This window comes from Allorhizobium sp. DMC15, assembly GCF_056314065.1.
The window spans coordinates 457,288-473,904 of record NZ_JBQUZB010000001.1; the positions used below are offsets into that span (position 1 = coordinate 457,288).

Here is a 16,617-nt window from a genome sequence, read left to right on the forward strand (position 1 = left end):
TCCGGAGAGATGTGATGGCGCAAATGACGAGCATGCTGGGCATCTGGAATTCCAACCCGACCCGCCACACGCCGGCAGAAGATCTGCAGGGTCTCGTGGCCGGCAGTCTCATTGCGGCGCTGGGGCTGTACTTCCTCGCCAAGGTCGGCCTCCTGACCGGCGGCATGGCGGGCCTCGCCTTCGTCCTGCACTACTGGAGCGGCTGGAGCTTTGGTCTGCTCTTCTTCCTGCTCAATCTTCCCTTCTACATTCTGTCCTTCCGCCGCGTCGGCCTCGACTTTACCATCAAGACTTTCATCGCCGTCGGATTGACCTCCTTCCTGGTTGAAATCGAAAGCCGGTTCCTGGTGATCGAGAGCATCGCGCCGGTCTGGGCCGCCGTGCTCGGTGGTCTGCTGCTCGGTTTCGGACTTTTGGCGCTTTACCGCCACCGGGCGAGCCTCGGCGGTCTCGGCATTCTCGCAGTCTACATCCAGGATCGCTTCGGCATTCGTGCAGGGCTTGTGCAACTGGCCTTCGACCTCTGCGTCATGGCGCTGGCCTTCGCAGTCGTCAGCCCTAGCGTGGTGCTCTATTCGGTGATCGGCGCCGTCGTGCTGAACCTGTTTCTAGCGATCAATCACCGCTCCGATCGGTATATCGCGCTGAGGTAGGGCGCTCTTGTCGGTTGATCCCTCCGCCAACTCCCGAATTCTCCTGGCACGCCTGGGTGTCTTCTACGGCGTTACGCTGGCATTCTCCTGGACCTACTGGGGATGGATGTTCCTCACGGGGCAGATGGTACAGCCGGGCTCGCCAGCCACACATCTGCCAGGCCTCGCGGGGCCGCTTGTCGGAGCCATGGTCTCGACGGCAGTTTTCGAAGGCAGGACAGGTCTGATCGATCTCTTGCGCAGATGCGTGCGTCTGCCGGTGCGCCATTGGTTGGCGTTGTTGCTTGTCCTTCTCCCGCTCCTGCTGCTGGTCCTTGCGATCCTGATTGACCGCGTCCGGGGGATGGGCTGGCCGGCGCCAGACGCCTTCTTCGGTTATCCTGGCGTGCCGCCAGAAATTGGATGGTCGATGACGATTGTCCTCGTTCTCTTGCTCAATGGTTTTGGTGAAGAGGTCGGGTGGCGGGGATATGCGCTCGAGTGGCTGGCGATCGACCGCTCGGCGCTAAAGGCGACCCTCTGGGTTTCCCTGCTCTGGCTCATCTGGCATCTGCCCCTGTTCTTCGTCCACCGCAACATGGCGGATATGATTGGTCCGGCCCTTGTCGGTTGGGCGATCGGGCTTCTTCTCGGTGCCTTCATCCTGTCCTGGCTTTATCTGAAATTCCAGCACTCCATCCTCGTCTGCGCGCTTTGGCACACGGCCTACAATTTTTCCGTGGCGACGCCGGCCGCTGGTGATCTTGGCCCAGCGCTCGTTTCCACGATGGTCATGGTTGCCGGCCTCTGGGCCGCGCGAGCCTTGCGCGATGGTCGCATGACCCCGCCGCACTAAGGGTGCAGGTCACATCCCCCTTCTTTTTCCCTTTGCGTCCACTACCTTGGCGCAGTGAGCACCGCTGATTCCACCTTGTCCCTTTTGCCTGCTCCCTTTCTCCGTTGGTTCGGTGAAAAGGGCTGGAACCCGCGCGCCCATCAGTTGGAGCTGCTTGGCCGGGCGCGCGCCGGCGAAAGCCTGCTGTTGATCGCGCCGACAGGCGCCGGCAAGACCTTGGCCGGCTTCCTGCCGTCCCTGACCGAACTCACCGAGCGTGGGGCGAAGAAGCCCGGCGAGGCGTTCGTCGGCATCCACACGCTCTACATCTCGCCGCTCAAGGCGCTCGCCGTCGATATCGAGCGCAATCTGATGAAGCCCGTGACCGAGATGGGCCTGCCGATCACCATCGAGAACCGCACCGGCGATACGCCGGCCGGCAAGAGGCAGCGGCAGAAGACCAATCCACCGGACATTTTGCTGACGACGCCCGAGCAGCTGGCATTGCTGCTGTCCCATTCCGATGCCGGGAGGTTTTTCAAGGATCTGCGTTACGTCATCTTCGACGAGCTGCATTCGCTCGTGACGTCGAAGCGCGGCCATCTGCTGTCTCTGGGCCTCGCCCGGCTGCGCAAGCTCGCACCCGGCCTGCAGACCATCGGACTTTCAGCGACGGTTGCCCAGCCGATGGATTTGCGTCGCTGGCTCGTGGGCCAACGTCCCGATGTAGACGCGGCAGCTGGTGTGATCACCGTAGACGGAGGCGCGCGGCCCAACATCACCATCCTGCAAACCGAGGAACGCATCCCCTGGTCGGGGCATTCGGCGCGTTACGCCATTCCCGACGTCTACAAGGTGCTGAAGGACTTCCAGACGACGCTGCTTTTCGTCAACACGCGGTCTCAGGCCGAGATGCTCTTCCAGGAGCTCTGGACGGTCAATGACGACAATCTGCCGATCGCGCTGCATCACGGCTCACTCGACGTCTCGCAGCGCCGCAAGGTCGAGGCGGCCATGGCCGAGAACAAACTGCGGGCGGTCGTTGCGACCTCCACCCTCGACCTCGGCATCGACTGGGGCGATGTCGATCTCGTCGTGCATGTCGGCGCCCCGAAAGGCGCCTCGCGGCTCGCCCAGCGCATTGGCCGCGCCAATCACCGCATGGACGAGCCGTCGCGCGCCATTCTCGTGCCCGCCAACCGCTTCGAGGTGATGGAGTGCCAGGCGGCCCTCGACGCCAATTATCTCGGCGCACAGGACACGCCGCCGGTCGGCGAGGGGTCGCTCGACGTCTTGGCACAACACGTGCTCGGCATGGCCTGTGCCGGCCCTTTCGACGAGGAGGATCTCTACGCCGAGGTGACGAGCGCCTTGCCCTATGCCGGTCTGCCGCGCGAGACCTTCGCCCGCATCGTCGATTTCGTTGCGACGGGCGGTTATGCCCTTCGCACCTACGAGCGTTATGCCCGCATCCGCAAGACGAAGGAGGGCCTCTGGCGCGTCTCGAACCCGCAGGTGGCGCAGCAGTATCGCCTGAACCTCGGCACCATCGTCGAAATGCCGATGCTGAATGTCCGGCTCGTCAAGCGAAACCACCTGGGTTCGATCGGCCGGGGTGGCATGACGCTCGGCAAGGTCGAGGAGTATTTCTTCGAGCAGCTGACCCAAGGCGATACCTTCCTTTTTGCCGGAAAGGTGCTGCGTTTTGAAGGCATTCGCGACAACGAATGTCTGGTCTCGAATGCCTTTTCGATGGATCCGAAGATCCCCGCTTACGCCGGCGGCAAGTTTCCGCTGTCGACCTATCTCGCCGAGCAGGTCCGCGCCATGCTGGATGATCCCGATCGCCGCACGGGTCTGCCTGATCAGGTGCGCGACTGGCTGTCGCTGCAGGCGGAAAAGTCTGTCCTGCCGAAGCGTGGCGACCTGCTGATCGAGACATTTCCGCGCGGCGAGCGCTTCTACATGGTCGTCTATGCCTTTGAAGGCAGGCTGGCGCACCAGACGCTCGGCATGCTTTTGACCCGGCGACTGGAGCGGATGGGTGCCAAGCCGCTCGGCTTTGTCGCCACCGATTATGCCCTTGCCATCTGGGGTCTGGAGGATATGGGTTCGCGCATTACACGGGGCGTGCTCAGCCTGTCGGAACTCTTCGACCAGGATATGCTGGGAGACGATCTCGAAGCCTGGCTCGACGAGAGCTGGATGCTGAAGCGCACCTTCCGCACCTGCGCCGTCATCGCCGGCTTGATCGAAAAGCGGCATCCGGGCAAGGAAAAGTCCGGACGGCAGGTGACGGTCTCGGCCGATCTGATCTATGACGTGCTGCGCAGCCACGAACCGGACCACATCCTGATGCAGGCGACGCGACAGGATGCCGCCGCAGGACTTTTGGACATCGCCCGACTTGCCGATATGCTGGAGCGAATCAAGGGGCACATCCTGCACAAACGGCTGGACCATATCTCGCCGCTCGCCGTGCCGGTGATGCTGGAGATCGGCAAGGAGCCGGTGGCCGGCGAGGCGCAAGAACACGTGCTCTCCATGGCCGCCGACGATCTGATCGCCGAGGCCATGGCCTGACGCCGGAGGAACCGGCAGAACGAACGCCGCAAGCGGCAGGACTGACGCATGACGAGCTTGACCGCACGGCGACTATCGCCACCCGACACGACCGTGGTCGCCACCGAGATCGCGCTCTGCGGCGTTGCGGCGGTGTGCGACCTTGTGGGTGCGCTTTATCTGCCCGATCTCGATACGCTGGTCGTCTCCGACCTTCATCTCGAAAAAGGTGCGGCCTTCGCCCGACGCGGCCAGCTTCTGCCGCCCTATGATACGCTGGCGACGTTGCGCTTGCTCGATGGCGTCGTGACCCGATATCAGCCGAAGACGGTCATCAGCCTCGGCGACAATTTCCACGATCGGGCGGGCTCGGCCCTGATGCCTCTGCCGTTTCGGGAAATGATCCAGGCGATGGCGCGTGGCCGCGATTTCATCTGGATCAACGGCAATCATGATCCGGATGGTACGACCGATCTGCCGGGCATTTCGGCCGACGAGATCACCCTGGCCGGCCTGACGTTCCGCCACGAACCGTCCCTTGTGCATGGCAAGGGAGAAGTCGCCGGACATCTCCATCCGTCGGCCACCGTTCGTCGCCGGGAAAAGTCCGTGCGCCGGCCCTGCTTTGCCACCGATGGCAACCGTCTGGTGATGCCATCCTTCGGCGTGACCACCGGCGGCCTGGACCTGCGCCACAAGGCCTTCACCGGCCTTTTCGCCCGCAGCGATCTGATCGCCCACTTGTTGGGTCGCGACCGGATCTACTCGGTGCGTTACGGCAATCTGCTGGGCTAGCCTCAATCCTTCCGGAAAACCAGGCTCGCCAGCCAGCCGGTCAGCAGTGCGATCACCACCGCGAACACGCCGTAGACGAGAGGCTGCTGATGCGCAGCCTCGGTGATTGTTTCCTCGAGGCCAGTCTTGATCACGCGCAGCGGCAATTCCTTCTCCGCGATGAACTCGCCCGATTTGAACAGATAGGCATGCACCATATGGACCCCGTCGGGGATATTGGCGGGAAGGCGGAGCGTCGCCTTGAACAGGCTGGACGAGACGAAGCGCACGCCGTTCGTGTCGCGCTGATAGAGCCCTTGGCTCTGCTTCAACCGACGGAACGCATCGCGGAATTCTGCGAGGTTGGCGGCGGTGGTGATGTAACCCGTCGGCGTCAGCGCCAGATGGTCGATGCCGATGTTGCGGGAGGTCAGCTCCCGCGCGGCCGAAATCTGCTCGACAGGCCGGGTACTGGCCAGCGAATAGGAGATCGGCATCTGTTCGAAGGTCATCGACGTGCGGTTGACCCAGATCCCGAACAGCCGCTCCTTGCGCCGCACGGTCGTCCAGTCGCTCGGGCCTTCCAGGGTGACCACAACATCGTATTGGCCGATGGCGAGCAGCAGCTGGTCGGTATTGGCGAGCGCCCCGAATATGGTGAGGTCTGCGCCGGAGAAATCCGAGGTAATCGCGATTTCGCTGGTGGAGGTGCCGATATCGAGGCTCTCCTTGCCCGTGAAGTCGAGGGCGAGCGGATCCTGCGCCGCCACCGGGTGGATGGTGAGCAGCGATAGCATCAAGACCAAGGCAAGGGTCGGAAACCGGATCGACATCTCAGCCTCCGATCGCAATCGAATAGATATCGTCTGGCGGCACGATCAGTTCGATGGCCAGTCGCACGCCGACGGCGAGAACGAGCAGTCCGAGCAGCGCGCGCAGCTGTTCGCCGCGCAGTTTCTGGCCGACACGCACACCGTATTGCGCACCAATGACACCCGCAACCATCAGGATGAAGGCGAGCACGATGTCGACGGAATAGTTCGTCGCGGCCTGTACGATTGTCGTGTAGGCCGTGGTGAAGATGATCTGGAACAGGGATGTCCCGACGACGACATTGGTCGGGATGCGCAGGAGATAGATCATTGCCGGCACCATGATGAAGCCGCCGCCGACGCCCATGATCGAAGTCAGGATGCCGATCGCAAAACCCAGCGCCAGAATGGGGATGACGCTCAAATAGATCTTCGACTTCTTGAAGCGCATTTTGAACGGCAGGCGGTGGACCCAGTTGTGCTGGCCGGGCCGCTTCAGAGGTGCCGTTTCGTTGCGGGCTGCTCGCCTGAGCGCCCGAAGGCTTTCCGCCAGCATCAGCCCGCCGACGGTCCCGAGAAAGACGACATACAGCAGGGAGATGATCAGGTCCAACTGACCGAGCCGACGCAGCCAGGAGAATATGCCCACGCCGATACTGGCGCCGGCAAGGCCGCCGATCAGCAACACCGTGCCGAGCTTCATGTCGAGCGTGCCGCGACGGAAGTGGGTGATGGCACCGGAGACGGAGGAGGCAACGACCTGGTTCGCCCCGGTGGCGACCGCAACGACTGGCGGAATGTTGTAGAAGATCAGGAGCGGCGTGATCAGGAAGCCGCCGCCGACGCCGAACATGCCCGAGAGGAAACCGACCGCCGCGCCCATGCCGAGGATGATGAACACGTTGACCGACAACTCGGCGATCGGCAGATAGATCGTCACGTCAGGACCTCAAATGCGATTATCCGCGCTTGCGGCGCGGACGTCGTGCGGACCTGGGCGGCCCCGTTTTCAGATCAGTTCGAAGAGACCAAGTATTTGATCGGACTTGATCCCTCGGCATTTCCTTCTTGCGCCCGCATCCCCTGCGAGTCAATTCGAGATCCTGCATAAGCAGGGAATTTACGCCTTTTGTGACGGCGCGATCATTTGTTGCGGGCAAGCAGTTCCTTGACCAGCTTGTCGCTCACCTGACCGTTCGGTTCTTCGCCGATCGAGGTCTGGAAGGCCTTGATCGCAGACACCGTCTTTGCACCCATCACGCCGTCCGGATTGCCAGCGTCAAAGCCGTTTTTGTTCAGGATCGCCTGGATGTTGCGGATCGCCTTCTTCATGTCGATGCTGGCGGTCTTCAGCCCCTTGCCGGCCCATTCGTCCGGCGTGTTCGCCGAGTTGGCATCCTGGTCCAGAGGCGTTGCCTTCCACAGATCAACCTCGGCACGGGCGCGCTCCAGCTGGTCCGGCTTCATCGCATTGGCGACCTCGTCGCGTTTCTGGGCCGCATCCTTGTCGCCACCCTTGGCCGCGATGGCAAACCACTTGTAGGACTGGACGAGGTCCGGTGCCGCTCCATTGCCGCGGGCGTAGAGGATGGCGAGGTTGAACTGGCTGTCGGATACGCCGCGCTCAGCGGCTTTGCCGAACCATTCGACCGCCTTGGCATAATCCTGTGCACCGTCCTTGCCGGAGGCATAGATCACCGCCAGATTGTGCATGGCACTGGCATTGCCGGCAGTTGCAGCCAGCTCATAGTAGCGCTTGGCTTCCTTGATATCGGGTGCGAGGCCCGTTCCCTTTTCCAGGAAATTGGCCAGGCGGTATTGAGCGAGGGCAAAACCCTTGTCAGCGGAGAGCTTGTACCACTTCGCCGCCTCGGCAAAATTGTTCGCGACGCCGCGTCCTTCGGTGTAGCGCGCGCCGATTTCGAACAACGCGAGCGGATCGCCGTTCTTGGCCGCAATCGACAGCGATGGCGGCGTGATCTCGGCAGGGACGACAATGTCCGCAGCGGGAGCGGCGGCAGCGGTGGTGGCTGTCTCGACTGGCGCGGAGGGCGCTTCGGAAGCAACAGCGGGGGCCTCAGCGACGCTCAGGGTCTGGGTTGGGGCCGTTTCGACGGGGGACATTAGCGCATTGACAGGGGCTGTTGTCGGTGCGGCGGCGGTGATGGTCGCTGCAGCCGTGGATGCAGCTGGAGCAGCGGACGGTTCGTCGGCAACCGGAGCTGCTGCCGTGGCGGGCGATTCCGCAAGAGCCTTGGCTTCCGCCGCGCCATTATCGGGTGCAACGGCATCGGCTTCCGGCAGCGCCTCGCTGGTGCGTTCGGGGGTGCTCGGTTCGGTCGGGGTCACCGCGCCATTGTCTTCTGGAACGGCCTCTTCGATCGCGGCAGGAGCTTCGCTCCTTGTCAGTGTATTGACCAGCGGCATCGCCATGGCGGCAAGCAGGATGGCGCCGACGGCCATCAGGATCGGTCGCCGATAGCGGGAAAACAGCGAGGACTGTCCCGACGCCGAAGCGGGTTTCGCCTTGGCGCCGGCCTTGCCGGCCGGTTTTGCGGTCGCCTTTGCCGAGGGGCTGACTTTCTGCGTCCTGTTCATCTCCATCGCGGCCGCCTGGGCGGCGCGGCGGGCAGCGGCAATGTAATCCGTGCGGTCGCCACTTTCCGGCTCCGTGCCACCGGACTGCGCGGCTTGCTGGCTGGCGCGGACACGCTCGAGGATCTTGCGGACATCGGGCGCACCCGATCCCGGTTCCAGCAGTTCGTTCGCCTCGTCCGGCGGCAGAACATCGACGGGATCGAGCGAGGGTGCCGGTTCGATCACCTCGCGCGTCTCGACCTTCGCGGTCTGGGATGCCTTCTCTGCCTTCTTGCCCGGCATCAGCTTCTTGCCGAGTCCCGCCAGAAGGCTGGGCTTGGATGCCTTTTTCTCACGAGCTGCATCGATGACCGGCATGGCTGTCATCGTCTGGGCGAAATCGTCGGCGGCTGCCAGCAGCTCGTCATCGATCGGGTGGCTGGCGGCCGGTGCCGGCATCTCCGGCGGCTTGACGCTGGCCGTCTGGGGCTGAGCCTGAGGCTCGGCCCGGCGCGCCGGCTGTGCCGTTGCAATGGGCGCCTGGGCAAACATGGCAGGCGCATCCTGCCGCTGCGCGGACTCATGCAATTCGTCCAGACGCCCGGCAATCTGCACCAGCGTGTCGTGCAGCGCTTCGAAGGTGCGGTGGGTCCGCTCCTCGGAATGGCGGGAGTAGTCTTCGAGCTGCTTCAGGTGGTCGGAGAGCGCGGTCAGGGCCGAAAGATCGGCGGGCTGTGCCGTTCCGTTCAGGAGGTTGCGCTGGGTGAAGTTGGCCATCACCGTTTCGGCCGCCTGGCGGGCCGCCTCGATGATGTATTCGTCGCTCGTCGCGACATAGTCTTCGAGAGCGGAGATGCGGCCTGCAACCTCCAGATCAGCCGGCGGCTGGCTGATCAGAGCGGACAGATGGGCGATCTGCTCTTCGAGGCCACGCAGGCTGGCATTTTCGGTGACCGAACCGCTGACGCTGGTTTCCTCCAGCCGGTCGACCACGGCATTCAGCCTGTCCTCAAGATTGCGCAGCGCGTTGTCGTCGATGACGGCGGCGGGGTGTGGCGCGTCGAGATCCTCGATGCGCCGCGCCAGGATATCGAGACGATCGGCGAGACGCTCGTTGCCCGCGCCCTGATCCAGCGCATCGATCTTGCGCGAAATATCGGCAAGATAACCCGTCAGTTCCGGTGCTGCTGCCGGCGACTGGCCGCGTTCCAGCATGTAGGACAGCTGGTCGAGGCGCTCCTCGAGGCGTGCAGCACTCTGTTCGGCCGACAGCTGCTCGATGCGCATCGTCAGCAGTTCCAGCCGCTCGGCCAGTTCCTGCGAGGCGTCCGGCTCCGGCTGGCGGCGATCCGACAGCATTTCGATCTGCCGGGCGAGCCCAACCAGACGTTCTTCCAGCCGGTGGAAGGTGGCCGGATCATTCGCCGGTCCGCTGGCGCGGCTGTTGGCAGCGATGGCGCGGGTGATTTCGTCCAGACGAAGGTCGAGACCAGCAAATTGCTCCATCACCAGACGCTCGTTCGGGTCGATGTGAGCGCCAATATGCTCGAGAGCGCTGGCCACCGTCATCAGCTTGTCTTCGAGTGCCCGGATGGTGCGGCTGTCGCCCATGGCGCCGAGCTGGCTCTTGATCTCGTCCAGGCGGTCTGCCAGCCGGATGATCTCGTCGCGCATGGCGCCGGTGTCGAGCTCATCGAGGCGTACCTCGACGTCGCTCCAGCGCTGTTCCATGCGCTGCACGCTTTCCTCGCGGGCAAGCCCATCCATCAATGAACGCAGCGCGTTGAAATCCTGCTTCAAACCGTCAGTCCCCGGCATCCGCGCGGTTTCGAGCTGCTGGAGGCTCTCGGCAAGCCGCGCGATGTCGGCGCGCATGTCGTCCTGGGGGCGCTGCTCTTCGGCGATAGCGCGGATTGCGCGCATCTCGTCGCGAAGCCCGGCAATTTCACGCGACAGGGTTTCCGTCACGTCCTGGCGCAGCTCCTTGCGAAGATTGGAGAGGGCGGAGTTCACGTCATGGTTTGCGATCGGGCTGGCAGCCGGTGCCGGCTCTGCGCGGGGCTCACTGCGTGTGTTGAAGGCGGGGCGCGACTCCGACAGCGGTGGTGTCCGGACGGGCACGCGCGCAGGCTGATCGTCGCCACGATTGTAGAGGCTGCCGCGTTCGGCGCCACGGGCGCGACCTTCTTCCAGGGCCTTCTGGCGCTGGCGAATTTCGGCGAGCGGATCGAGCCGGCGAGGTTGCTCCTCAGCGCGGCTGCGGGGCAGGGGCCGGGGGGCAGATTCTGGTGCTGCAACCCGGGCGCCCGATTGGTTCATCAGGCCCTCGATCCTTGCCTCAAGCCCTTCGATGGTACGGCTGAGCGCATCCAGCGAGGACGGGCTGCCGGGGCGCGGAGAGGAGGATCGAGATCCGTTCATGGTTCTGCTCGCTTCATGATGCGGGGAAGGCGTCGCACCCCCCGATGCGTCCGGTGCCGGTGATTTTGTCCTTCGTTTCCCGCTCCTGGGCGCAAGAACGGCCAAGGGCGGCGGGAATCGGTGTTCGATCATCGGCTTTCAAACGCAACCTTTCATGAAACATGGTAAACAAGCCGTTAAGTCCGGTTAAGAAATACGCAAACCGAGGCTAGTTCAGGGATGTCTGAAATGCCCCGCGCAAGCCCTTTCGCGCACATTGTCGGGGGGGGAGGACTGCTGCCCGCCCGCGCGCGAAAAACCGGCTCAGGATAAATTTTGACGTTTACGCGCACGTCAATTATTTGTATAAGCCGGAACAGTCCGATCCCGTCGGAACCAAAGTCTTTGGAGGAAGATGACCGATGCCTGTCTACAAGGCCCCCGTAAACGACACGCTTTTCATTCTGAACGACGTCCTTGGTCTCGAGCGGTACAACAACCTGCCGGGCTTTGAAGACGCCACCCCCGACATGATCGAGGCGATTGTCGGCGAGGCGGCCAAGCTCGCGGAAGAGCAGCTTTTCCCGCTCAACCTGTCCGGCGACCAGGAGGGCTGTGTCCGTTCGGATGACGGTTCGGTCAAGACGCCGAAGGGGTTCAAGGAAGCCTATGACGCCTATTGTCAGGGCGGCTGGCTGGGTCTTGCCGTTCCGACAGAGTTTGGTGGTCAGGGTCTGCCCTATGTCCTGCATTCCGCCGTCGGCGAATACATGTCGTCGGCCAATATGGCGTTGATGATGTATCCGGGCCTGACCCAGGGCGCGATCGCCGCGATCCTCGTGCATGGCTCCGACGAGCAGAAGCAGAAATATTTGCCAAAGATGGTCGAGGGCATCTGGACCGGCACGATGAACCTCACCGAACCCCATTGCGGCACCGACCTCGGTCTGCTGCGCACCAAGGCGGTCCCGAACGGCGACGGTTCCTACAAGATTTCCGGCCAGAAGATCTTCATCTCTGCCGGTGAACACGACATGTCGGATAACATCATCCACCTCGTGCTGGCCCGCATCGAAGGCGCGCCCGAGGGGACCAAAGGCATCTCGCTCTTCATCGTGCCGAAGTTTATGGTCGGCGATGACGGCTCGGTCGGTGCCCGAAACACGGTCACCTGCGGCGCCATCGAGCACAAGATGGGCATCCACGGCAACGCTACCTGCGTCATGAACTATGACGAGGCGACCGGCTATCTGATCGGTGCCGAGAACAAGGGTCTGGCTGCCATGTTCGTCATGATGAACGAGGCCCGCCTCGGCGTTGGTCTGCAGGGCCTGTCGATCTCTGAAATCGCTTACCAGAACGCCGCCAACTATGCCCGCGAGCGCATCCAGGGCCGCTCTCTCTCCGGTGCCAAAGCGCCGGAAAAGAAGGCCGATCCGATCATCGTGCATCCGGACATCCGCCGCGCACTCTTGACCATCAAGTCCTTCAACGAAGCCGGCCGTGCCTTCACGCTCTGGACCGCCTTGAAGTCCGACATCGCGCATCGCTCGGGCGATGAGGCTGAGAAGCAGCTCGCCGACGACGTTCTTGGCCTGATGACGCCGATCCTGAAGGGTGTCCTGACCGACAAGGGCTTCGACCACGCGGTCATGGCCCAGCAGGTCTATGGCGGCCACGGCTACATCGAAGAATGGGGCATGAGCCAGTATGTCCGCGATGCCCGCATCGCGATGATCTATGAAGGTGCCAACGGCATCCAGGCGCTGGACCTCGTTGGCCGCAAGCTCGGCCTCAATGGCGGCCGTGCGGTCATGGCGCTGTTCAAGGAAATCGGTGATTTCTGCGAAGAGCATCGCAATGACGAGAAGATGGCCTTCTTCACCAAGGGCCTGAAGAAGGGCTTGAACGACCTGCAGGCTTCCACCATGTGGTTCATGCAGAATGCAATGGCCAAGCCCGACAACGCCGGTGCCGGCTCGACCGATTACATGCACCTCTTCGGTCTCGTCGTGCTCGGCTACATGTGGGCGAAGATGGCGAAGGCCGCCAACGACAACCTTGCCGCAGGCTCTGGCGATGCCGATTACTACAAGAACAAGCTGTTGACCGGCCGCTTCTACATGGAAAAGGTCATGCCGGAGACGGGCCTGCGCAAGGCCCGCATCGAGACCGGCGCCGACAGCCTGATGGAAATGGCCGCGGAAGCGTTTTGATTGCGCGACCTGCTCCCTCCCGCTTGTGGGGAGGGATGGGGAGGGGCCTTGTAAGGATAAACCCCTCCCCGTCGCTGCGCTCCGACCCTCCCCACAAGGGGGAGGGTTGACCCCGAGGATGCGGCCCCGCCTGGCCCAGAGTTGGTAGGCGAAGGACAGTGAATTTCCGGCGCCCCTGCGCGCCCAAGGGAGAGAGACGATGACTGAAGTCTTCATTTATGACCACGTGCGCACGCCCCGCGGGCGCGGCAAGAAGGATGGATCGCTGCACGAAGTGCCGACCCCCCGCCTCGCCGCCAAGACGCTGGAAGCGCTGCGCGACCGCAACGGCCTCGACACCTCCACCGTCGACGACATCATCTTCGGCTGTGTCGATCCGGTCATGGAAGCCGGCGCCGTGATCCCGAAGGCCGCCGCCTTCGAGGCTGGCTATGACTTTGCTGCTCCTGGCATCCAGATTTCGCGCTTCTGCGCCTCTGGCCTCGACGCGATCAACCTTGCAGCCGGCAAGGTCAAGGCCGGCTCGGACGACATTGTGATTGCCGGTGGCGTCGAAAGCATGTCCCGCGTCGGCATGGGCATGTCGGGCGGCGCCTGGTACATGGATCCTTCTGTCAACTTCCCCGGCTATTTCATGCCGCAGGGTGTCTCCGCTGACCTCATCGCCACCAAGTACGGTTTTACCCGTGATGACGTCGACGCCTATGCCGTCGAAAGCCAGAAGCGCTCTGCCGCCTCCTGGGCTGCCGGCAATTTTGCAAAGTCGGTCATCCCGGTGAAGGATGGCAACGGCCTCGTCATTCTCGACCGCGACGAACACATGCGCCCCGGCACCGACATGCAGTCGCTGGCAAGCCTCAACCCGTCCTTCCAAATGCCTGGCGAAATGGGCGGCTTCGAAGCCGTCGCCATCCAGGCCCATCCGGAAATCGAGCGTATCAACTACATCCACCATGCGGGCAATTCCTCCGGTATCGTCGATGGTGCCGCGGCCGTTCTCGTCGGCTCGAAGGCCGGTGGTGAGAGCATGGGCCTGAAGCCTCGCGCCCGCATCCGCGCCTTCACAAATATCGGCTCTGATCCGGCGCTCATGCTGACGGGCCCGGTCGACGTGACGGAAAAGCTCCTGAAGCGCACCGGCATGAAGATCTCCGATTTCGACCTGTTCGAACTCAATGAAGCCTTCGCTGCCGTCGTCCTGCGCTTCATGCAGCATTTCAACGTCGACCATTCGAAGATGAACGTCGCCGGTGGCGCGATCGCCATGGGCCATCCGCTCGGTGCCACCGGCGCGATGATCCTCGGCACGGTGCTGGACGAGCTGGAACGCCGCGATCTCAACACCGCGCTGGTCACGCTCTGCATCGGCGCCGGCATGGGCACGGCGACGGTTATCGAGCGCGTTTGATGGGGTCCAACCCTCCCCCTTGTGGGGAGGGTGGCCGGCAGGCGGGAGGGGCTTTTGCACAGGATCCCCTCCCCAACCCCTCCCCACAAGGGGGAGGGGCTTAACCCCGCCAGATCGCACCCAACGCGGAGCGGCGGCGACATCGGCGAAATCAAGGGAAGAGGAATCCCATCATGACCTACAAGAATTTCACCATCGAGACCGACGCAGACGGCATTGCCCTCGTGACCTGGGACATGCCCGACAAGTCGATGAACGTCTTCACCGTGGAAGTGATGGACGAGATCGAGAAGATCCTCGACCAGACCGTTGCCGACGACGGCATCAAGGGCGTGGTTTTCACCTCGGGCAAGTCGTCCTTCTCCGGCGGTGCCGATCTCACCATGATCAAGGGCATGTTCTCCATGCTCGAAGAGGAAAAGGCCAAGGACCCGGCCGCCGCTGTCCAGAAGCTCTTCGACGCCGCTGGCCGCATGACCTGGCTGTGGCGCAAGATCGAAACCTGCGGCAAGCCGTGGGTCTCGGCGATCAACGGCACCTGCATGGGTGGCGCGACTGAACTGTCGCTCGCCTGCCATGGCCGCGTGGCGTCGAACGCGAAGTCGGTCAAGATCGGCCTGCCGGAAGTCAAGGTCGGTATCTTCCCCGGCGCCGGCGGCACGCAGCGCGTAGCGCGTCTCGCCAACACGCAGGATGCCCTGCAGATGATGACCACAGGTCAGACCCTTTCAGCTGCCCGCGCCAAGGCGATGAACCTCGTGCACCAGGTCGTCGAACCCGGCGATCTGATCAGTGCCGCCAAGCAGATGATCAAGGACGGTCTGAAGCCGGTCGCGCCCTGGGACGAAAAGGGCTTCAAGGTTCCCGGCGGCGGAATCTGGACCCCGGCTTCTGCCCAGCTCTGGCCGGCAGCCTCGGCCATCCTGCGCCGCGAAACCGCGGGCAACTATCCGGCAGCACTCGCCATCCTCAAATGCGTATATGAAGGCCTGCAGGTGCCGTTCGACACGGGCCTTCGGATCGAGCAGCGCTATTTCACCGAGATCGTCCAGACCACCGAAGCCTATTCGATGATCCGCTCGCTCTTCGTCTCCATGCAGGAACTGAACAAGGGCGCCCGCCGCCCCGCCGGCCAGCCGAAGTCGGAGATCAAGAAGGTCGGCGTCGTCGGCGCAGGTTTCATGGGCGCTTCGATCGCTTACGTCACGGCAGCAGCCGGCATCAATGTCGTGCTGATCGATCGTGACATGGACGCCGCGGGCAAGGGCAAGACGCATTCGGAAGGTCTCGTTGCCGGTGCCGTCGGTAAGGGCAAGATGACCAAGGACGAGGGCGACAAGCTGCTCTCGCTCATCACGCCCTCCGACGATTACGGCACGCTTGCCGACGCCGATCTCGTCATCGAAGCCGTCTTCGAAGACCGTGACGTCAAGAAGGCCGTCATCGAGAAGGTCGAGGCCGTGCTGCCGGAAGGCGCAATCTTCGCCTCCAACACCTCGACGCTGCCGATCACGGGTCTCGCCAAGAACTCCAAGCGCCCGGTTGATTTCATTGGCATCCACTTCTTCTCGCCGGTCGAGAAGATGATGCTGACGGAAGTCATCCTCGGCAAGGAAACCGGCGACAAGGCGCTCGCCGTCGCCCTCGATTACGTCGCCGCGATCAAGAAGACCCCGATCGTCGTCAACGACACCCGCGGCTTCTTCGTCAATCGCTGCGTCCTGCGCTACATGTCCGAGAGCTACAACATGCTCATCGAAGGCGTGCCGCCGGTCATGATCGAAAATGCCGCGAAGTTCGCCGGCATGCCGGTCGGCCCGCTCGCCTTGAACGACGAAGTGGCGATCGATCTTTCCTACAAGATCCTCAAGGCCACCGTTGCCGATCTCGGCGAAAAGGCGATCGACCCGCGCCACATGGAGCTTGTCTCCCGCATGGTGGAGAAGGAAGAGCGCTTCGGCCGCAAGAACGGCAAGGGCTTCTACGACTATCCGGCAAAGCCGGCGAAGAAGCACATCTGGCCCGGCCTGAAGGATCTCTATCCGCAGCAGAAGCCGGACGCCGTCAACGTCAAGACACTGCAGGAACGCTTCCTTGCAACCATTGCGCTCGAAGCCGCCCGCACCGTCGAGGAAGGCATCGTCACCGACCCGCGCGAGGCCGATGTCGGCTCGATCCTCGGCTTCGGCTTTGCACCTTACACCGGTGGTGCCCTGTCCTATATCGACGGCATGGGCGTGAAGAACTTCGTAAGCCTCTGCGAACGCCTCGCGAAGGACTACGGCGCGCACTTCACCCCGACGCCGCTGCTGAAGGACATGTCTGCCAAGGGCGAGACCTTCTACGGCCGCTTCGATCCCTACGGTGAAGCCGCAAAGGCTGCTTGAGGCAAATCGGTATG

At 63.0% G+C, this 16,617-nt stretch carries 10 protein-coding genes; 7 read left to right on the top strand and 3 right to left on the bottom strand.

The window, feature by feature from the left end; translation table 11 throughout:
• The first annotated feature begins 14 nt into the window (after window positions 1-14).
• From ACT53S_RS02255 to pdeM, 4 genes are read left to right on the top strand one after another with little or no spacing between them, the layout of a single operon-like run.
• Complete coding sequence (locus ACT53S_RS02255) at window positions 15-653, top strand: DUF6198 family protein (protein ID WP_142073646.1); 639 nt, start codon at window positions 15-17, stop codon at window positions 651-653.
• 7 nt (window positions 654-660) lie between these two features.
• Window positions 661-1,488, top strand: a complete 828-nt coding sequence (locus tag ACT53S_RS02260) for a CPBP family intramembrane glutamic endopeptidase (protein WP_476065778.1) — start codon at window positions 661-663, stop codon at window positions 1,486-1,488.
• 54 nt (window positions 1,489-1,542) lie between these two features.
• Window positions 1,543-4,050, top strand: coding sequence for a ligase-associated DNA damage response DEXH box helicase (locus ACT53S_RS02265; protein WP_476065779.1), 2,508 nt, complete (start codon window positions 1,543-1,545; stop codon window positions 4,048-4,050).
• A 48-nt stretch (window positions 4,051-4,098) separates the two neighbouring features.
• Window positions 4,099-4,824 (top strand): ligase-associated DNA damage response endonuclease PdeM, encoded by a 726-nt coding sequence (pdeM, locus tag ACT53S_RS02270; protein ID WP_476065780.1) that lies wholly within the window; start codon window positions 4,099-4,101, stop codon window positions 4,822-4,824.
• Between the two features lie 2 nt (window positions 4,825-4,826).
• Here pdeM and ACT53S_RS02275 read toward each other — a convergent pair whose 3' ends face one another.
• The 3 genes from ACT53S_RS02275 to ACT53S_RS02285 form a co-directional block, all read right to left on the bottom strand.
• Complete coding sequence (locus ACT53S_RS02275) at window positions 4,827-5,636, bottom strand: TIGR02186 family protein (protein ID WP_476065781.1); 810 nt, start codon at window positions 5,634-5,636, stop codon at window positions 4,827-4,829.
• A 1-nt stretch (window position 5,637) separates the two neighbouring features.
• Window positions 5,638-6,555, bottom strand: coding sequence for a sulfite exporter TauE/SafE family protein (locus ACT53S_RS02280; protein ID WP_113377096.1), 918 nt, complete (start codon window positions 6,553-6,555; stop codon window positions 5,638-5,640).
• Between the two features lie 203 nt (window positions 6,556-6,758).
• A complete protein-coding gene (locus tag ACT53S_RS02285) occupies window positions 6,759-10,613 on the bottom strand; it encodes a peptidoglycan-binding protein (RefSeq protein WP_476065782.1) in 3,855 nt (1,284 codons plus the stop codon).
• A gap of 401 nt (window positions 10,614-11,014) precedes the next feature.
• Here ACT53S_RS02285 and ACT53S_RS02290 point away from each other — a divergent pair, with 401 nt between their 5' ends.
• The 3 genes from ACT53S_RS02290 (at window position 11,015) to ACT53S_RS02300 (ending at window position 16,603) form a co-directional block, all read left to right on the top strand.
• Window positions 11,015-12,808 (top strand): acyl-CoA dehydrogenase C-terminal domain-containing protein, encoded by a 1,794-nt coding sequence (locus ACT53S_RS02290; protein WP_476065783.1) that lies wholly within the window; start codon window positions 11,015-11,017, stop codon window positions 12,806-12,808.
• 199 nt (window positions 12,809-13,007) lie between these two features.
• Window positions 13,008-14,216, top strand: coding sequence for an acetyl-CoA C-acetyltransferase (locus ACT53S_RS02295; RefSeq protein WP_476065784.1), 1,209 nt, complete (start codon window positions 13,008-13,010; stop codon window positions 14,214-14,216).
• A gap of 170 nt (window positions 14,217-14,386) precedes the next feature.
• Window positions 14,387-16,603: an FAD-dependent oxidoreductase gene (locus ACT53S_RS02300; RefSeq protein ID WP_476066620.1), complete on the top strand. Its 2,217-nt coding sequence runs from the start codon at window positions 14,387-14,389 to the stop codon at window positions 16,601-16,603.
• The last annotated feature ends 14 nt before the right edge of the window (window positions 16,604-16,617 follow it).

Excerpts from the sequence above, each read along its gene's own strand:
- ACT53S_RS02255 (WP_142073646.1), top strand. The coding sequence starts at position 15 with ATGGCGCAAATGACGAGCATGCTGGGCATCTGGAATTCCAACCCGACC.
- pdeM (WP_476065780.1), top strand. The coding sequence starts at position 4,099 with ATGACGAGCTTGACCGCACGGCGACTATCGCCACCCGACACGACCGTG.
- ACT53S_RS02275 (WP_476065781.1), bottom strand. The coding sequence starts at position 5,636 with ATGTCGATCCGGTTTCCGACCCTTGCCTTGGTCTTGATGCTATCGCTG.
- ACT53S_RS02285 (WP_476065782.1), bottom strand. The coding sequence starts at position 10,613 with ATGAACGGATCTCGATCCTCCTCTCCGCGCCCCGGCAGCCCGTCCTCG.
- ACT53S_RS02290 (WP_476065783.1), top strand. The coding sequence starts at position 11,015 with ATGCCTGTCTACAAGGCCCCCGTAAACGACACGCTTTTCATTCTGAAC.
- ACT53S_RS02295 (WP_476065784.1), top strand. The coding sequence starts at position 13,008 with ATGACTGAAGTCTTCATTTATGACCACGTGCGCACGCCCCGCGGGCGC.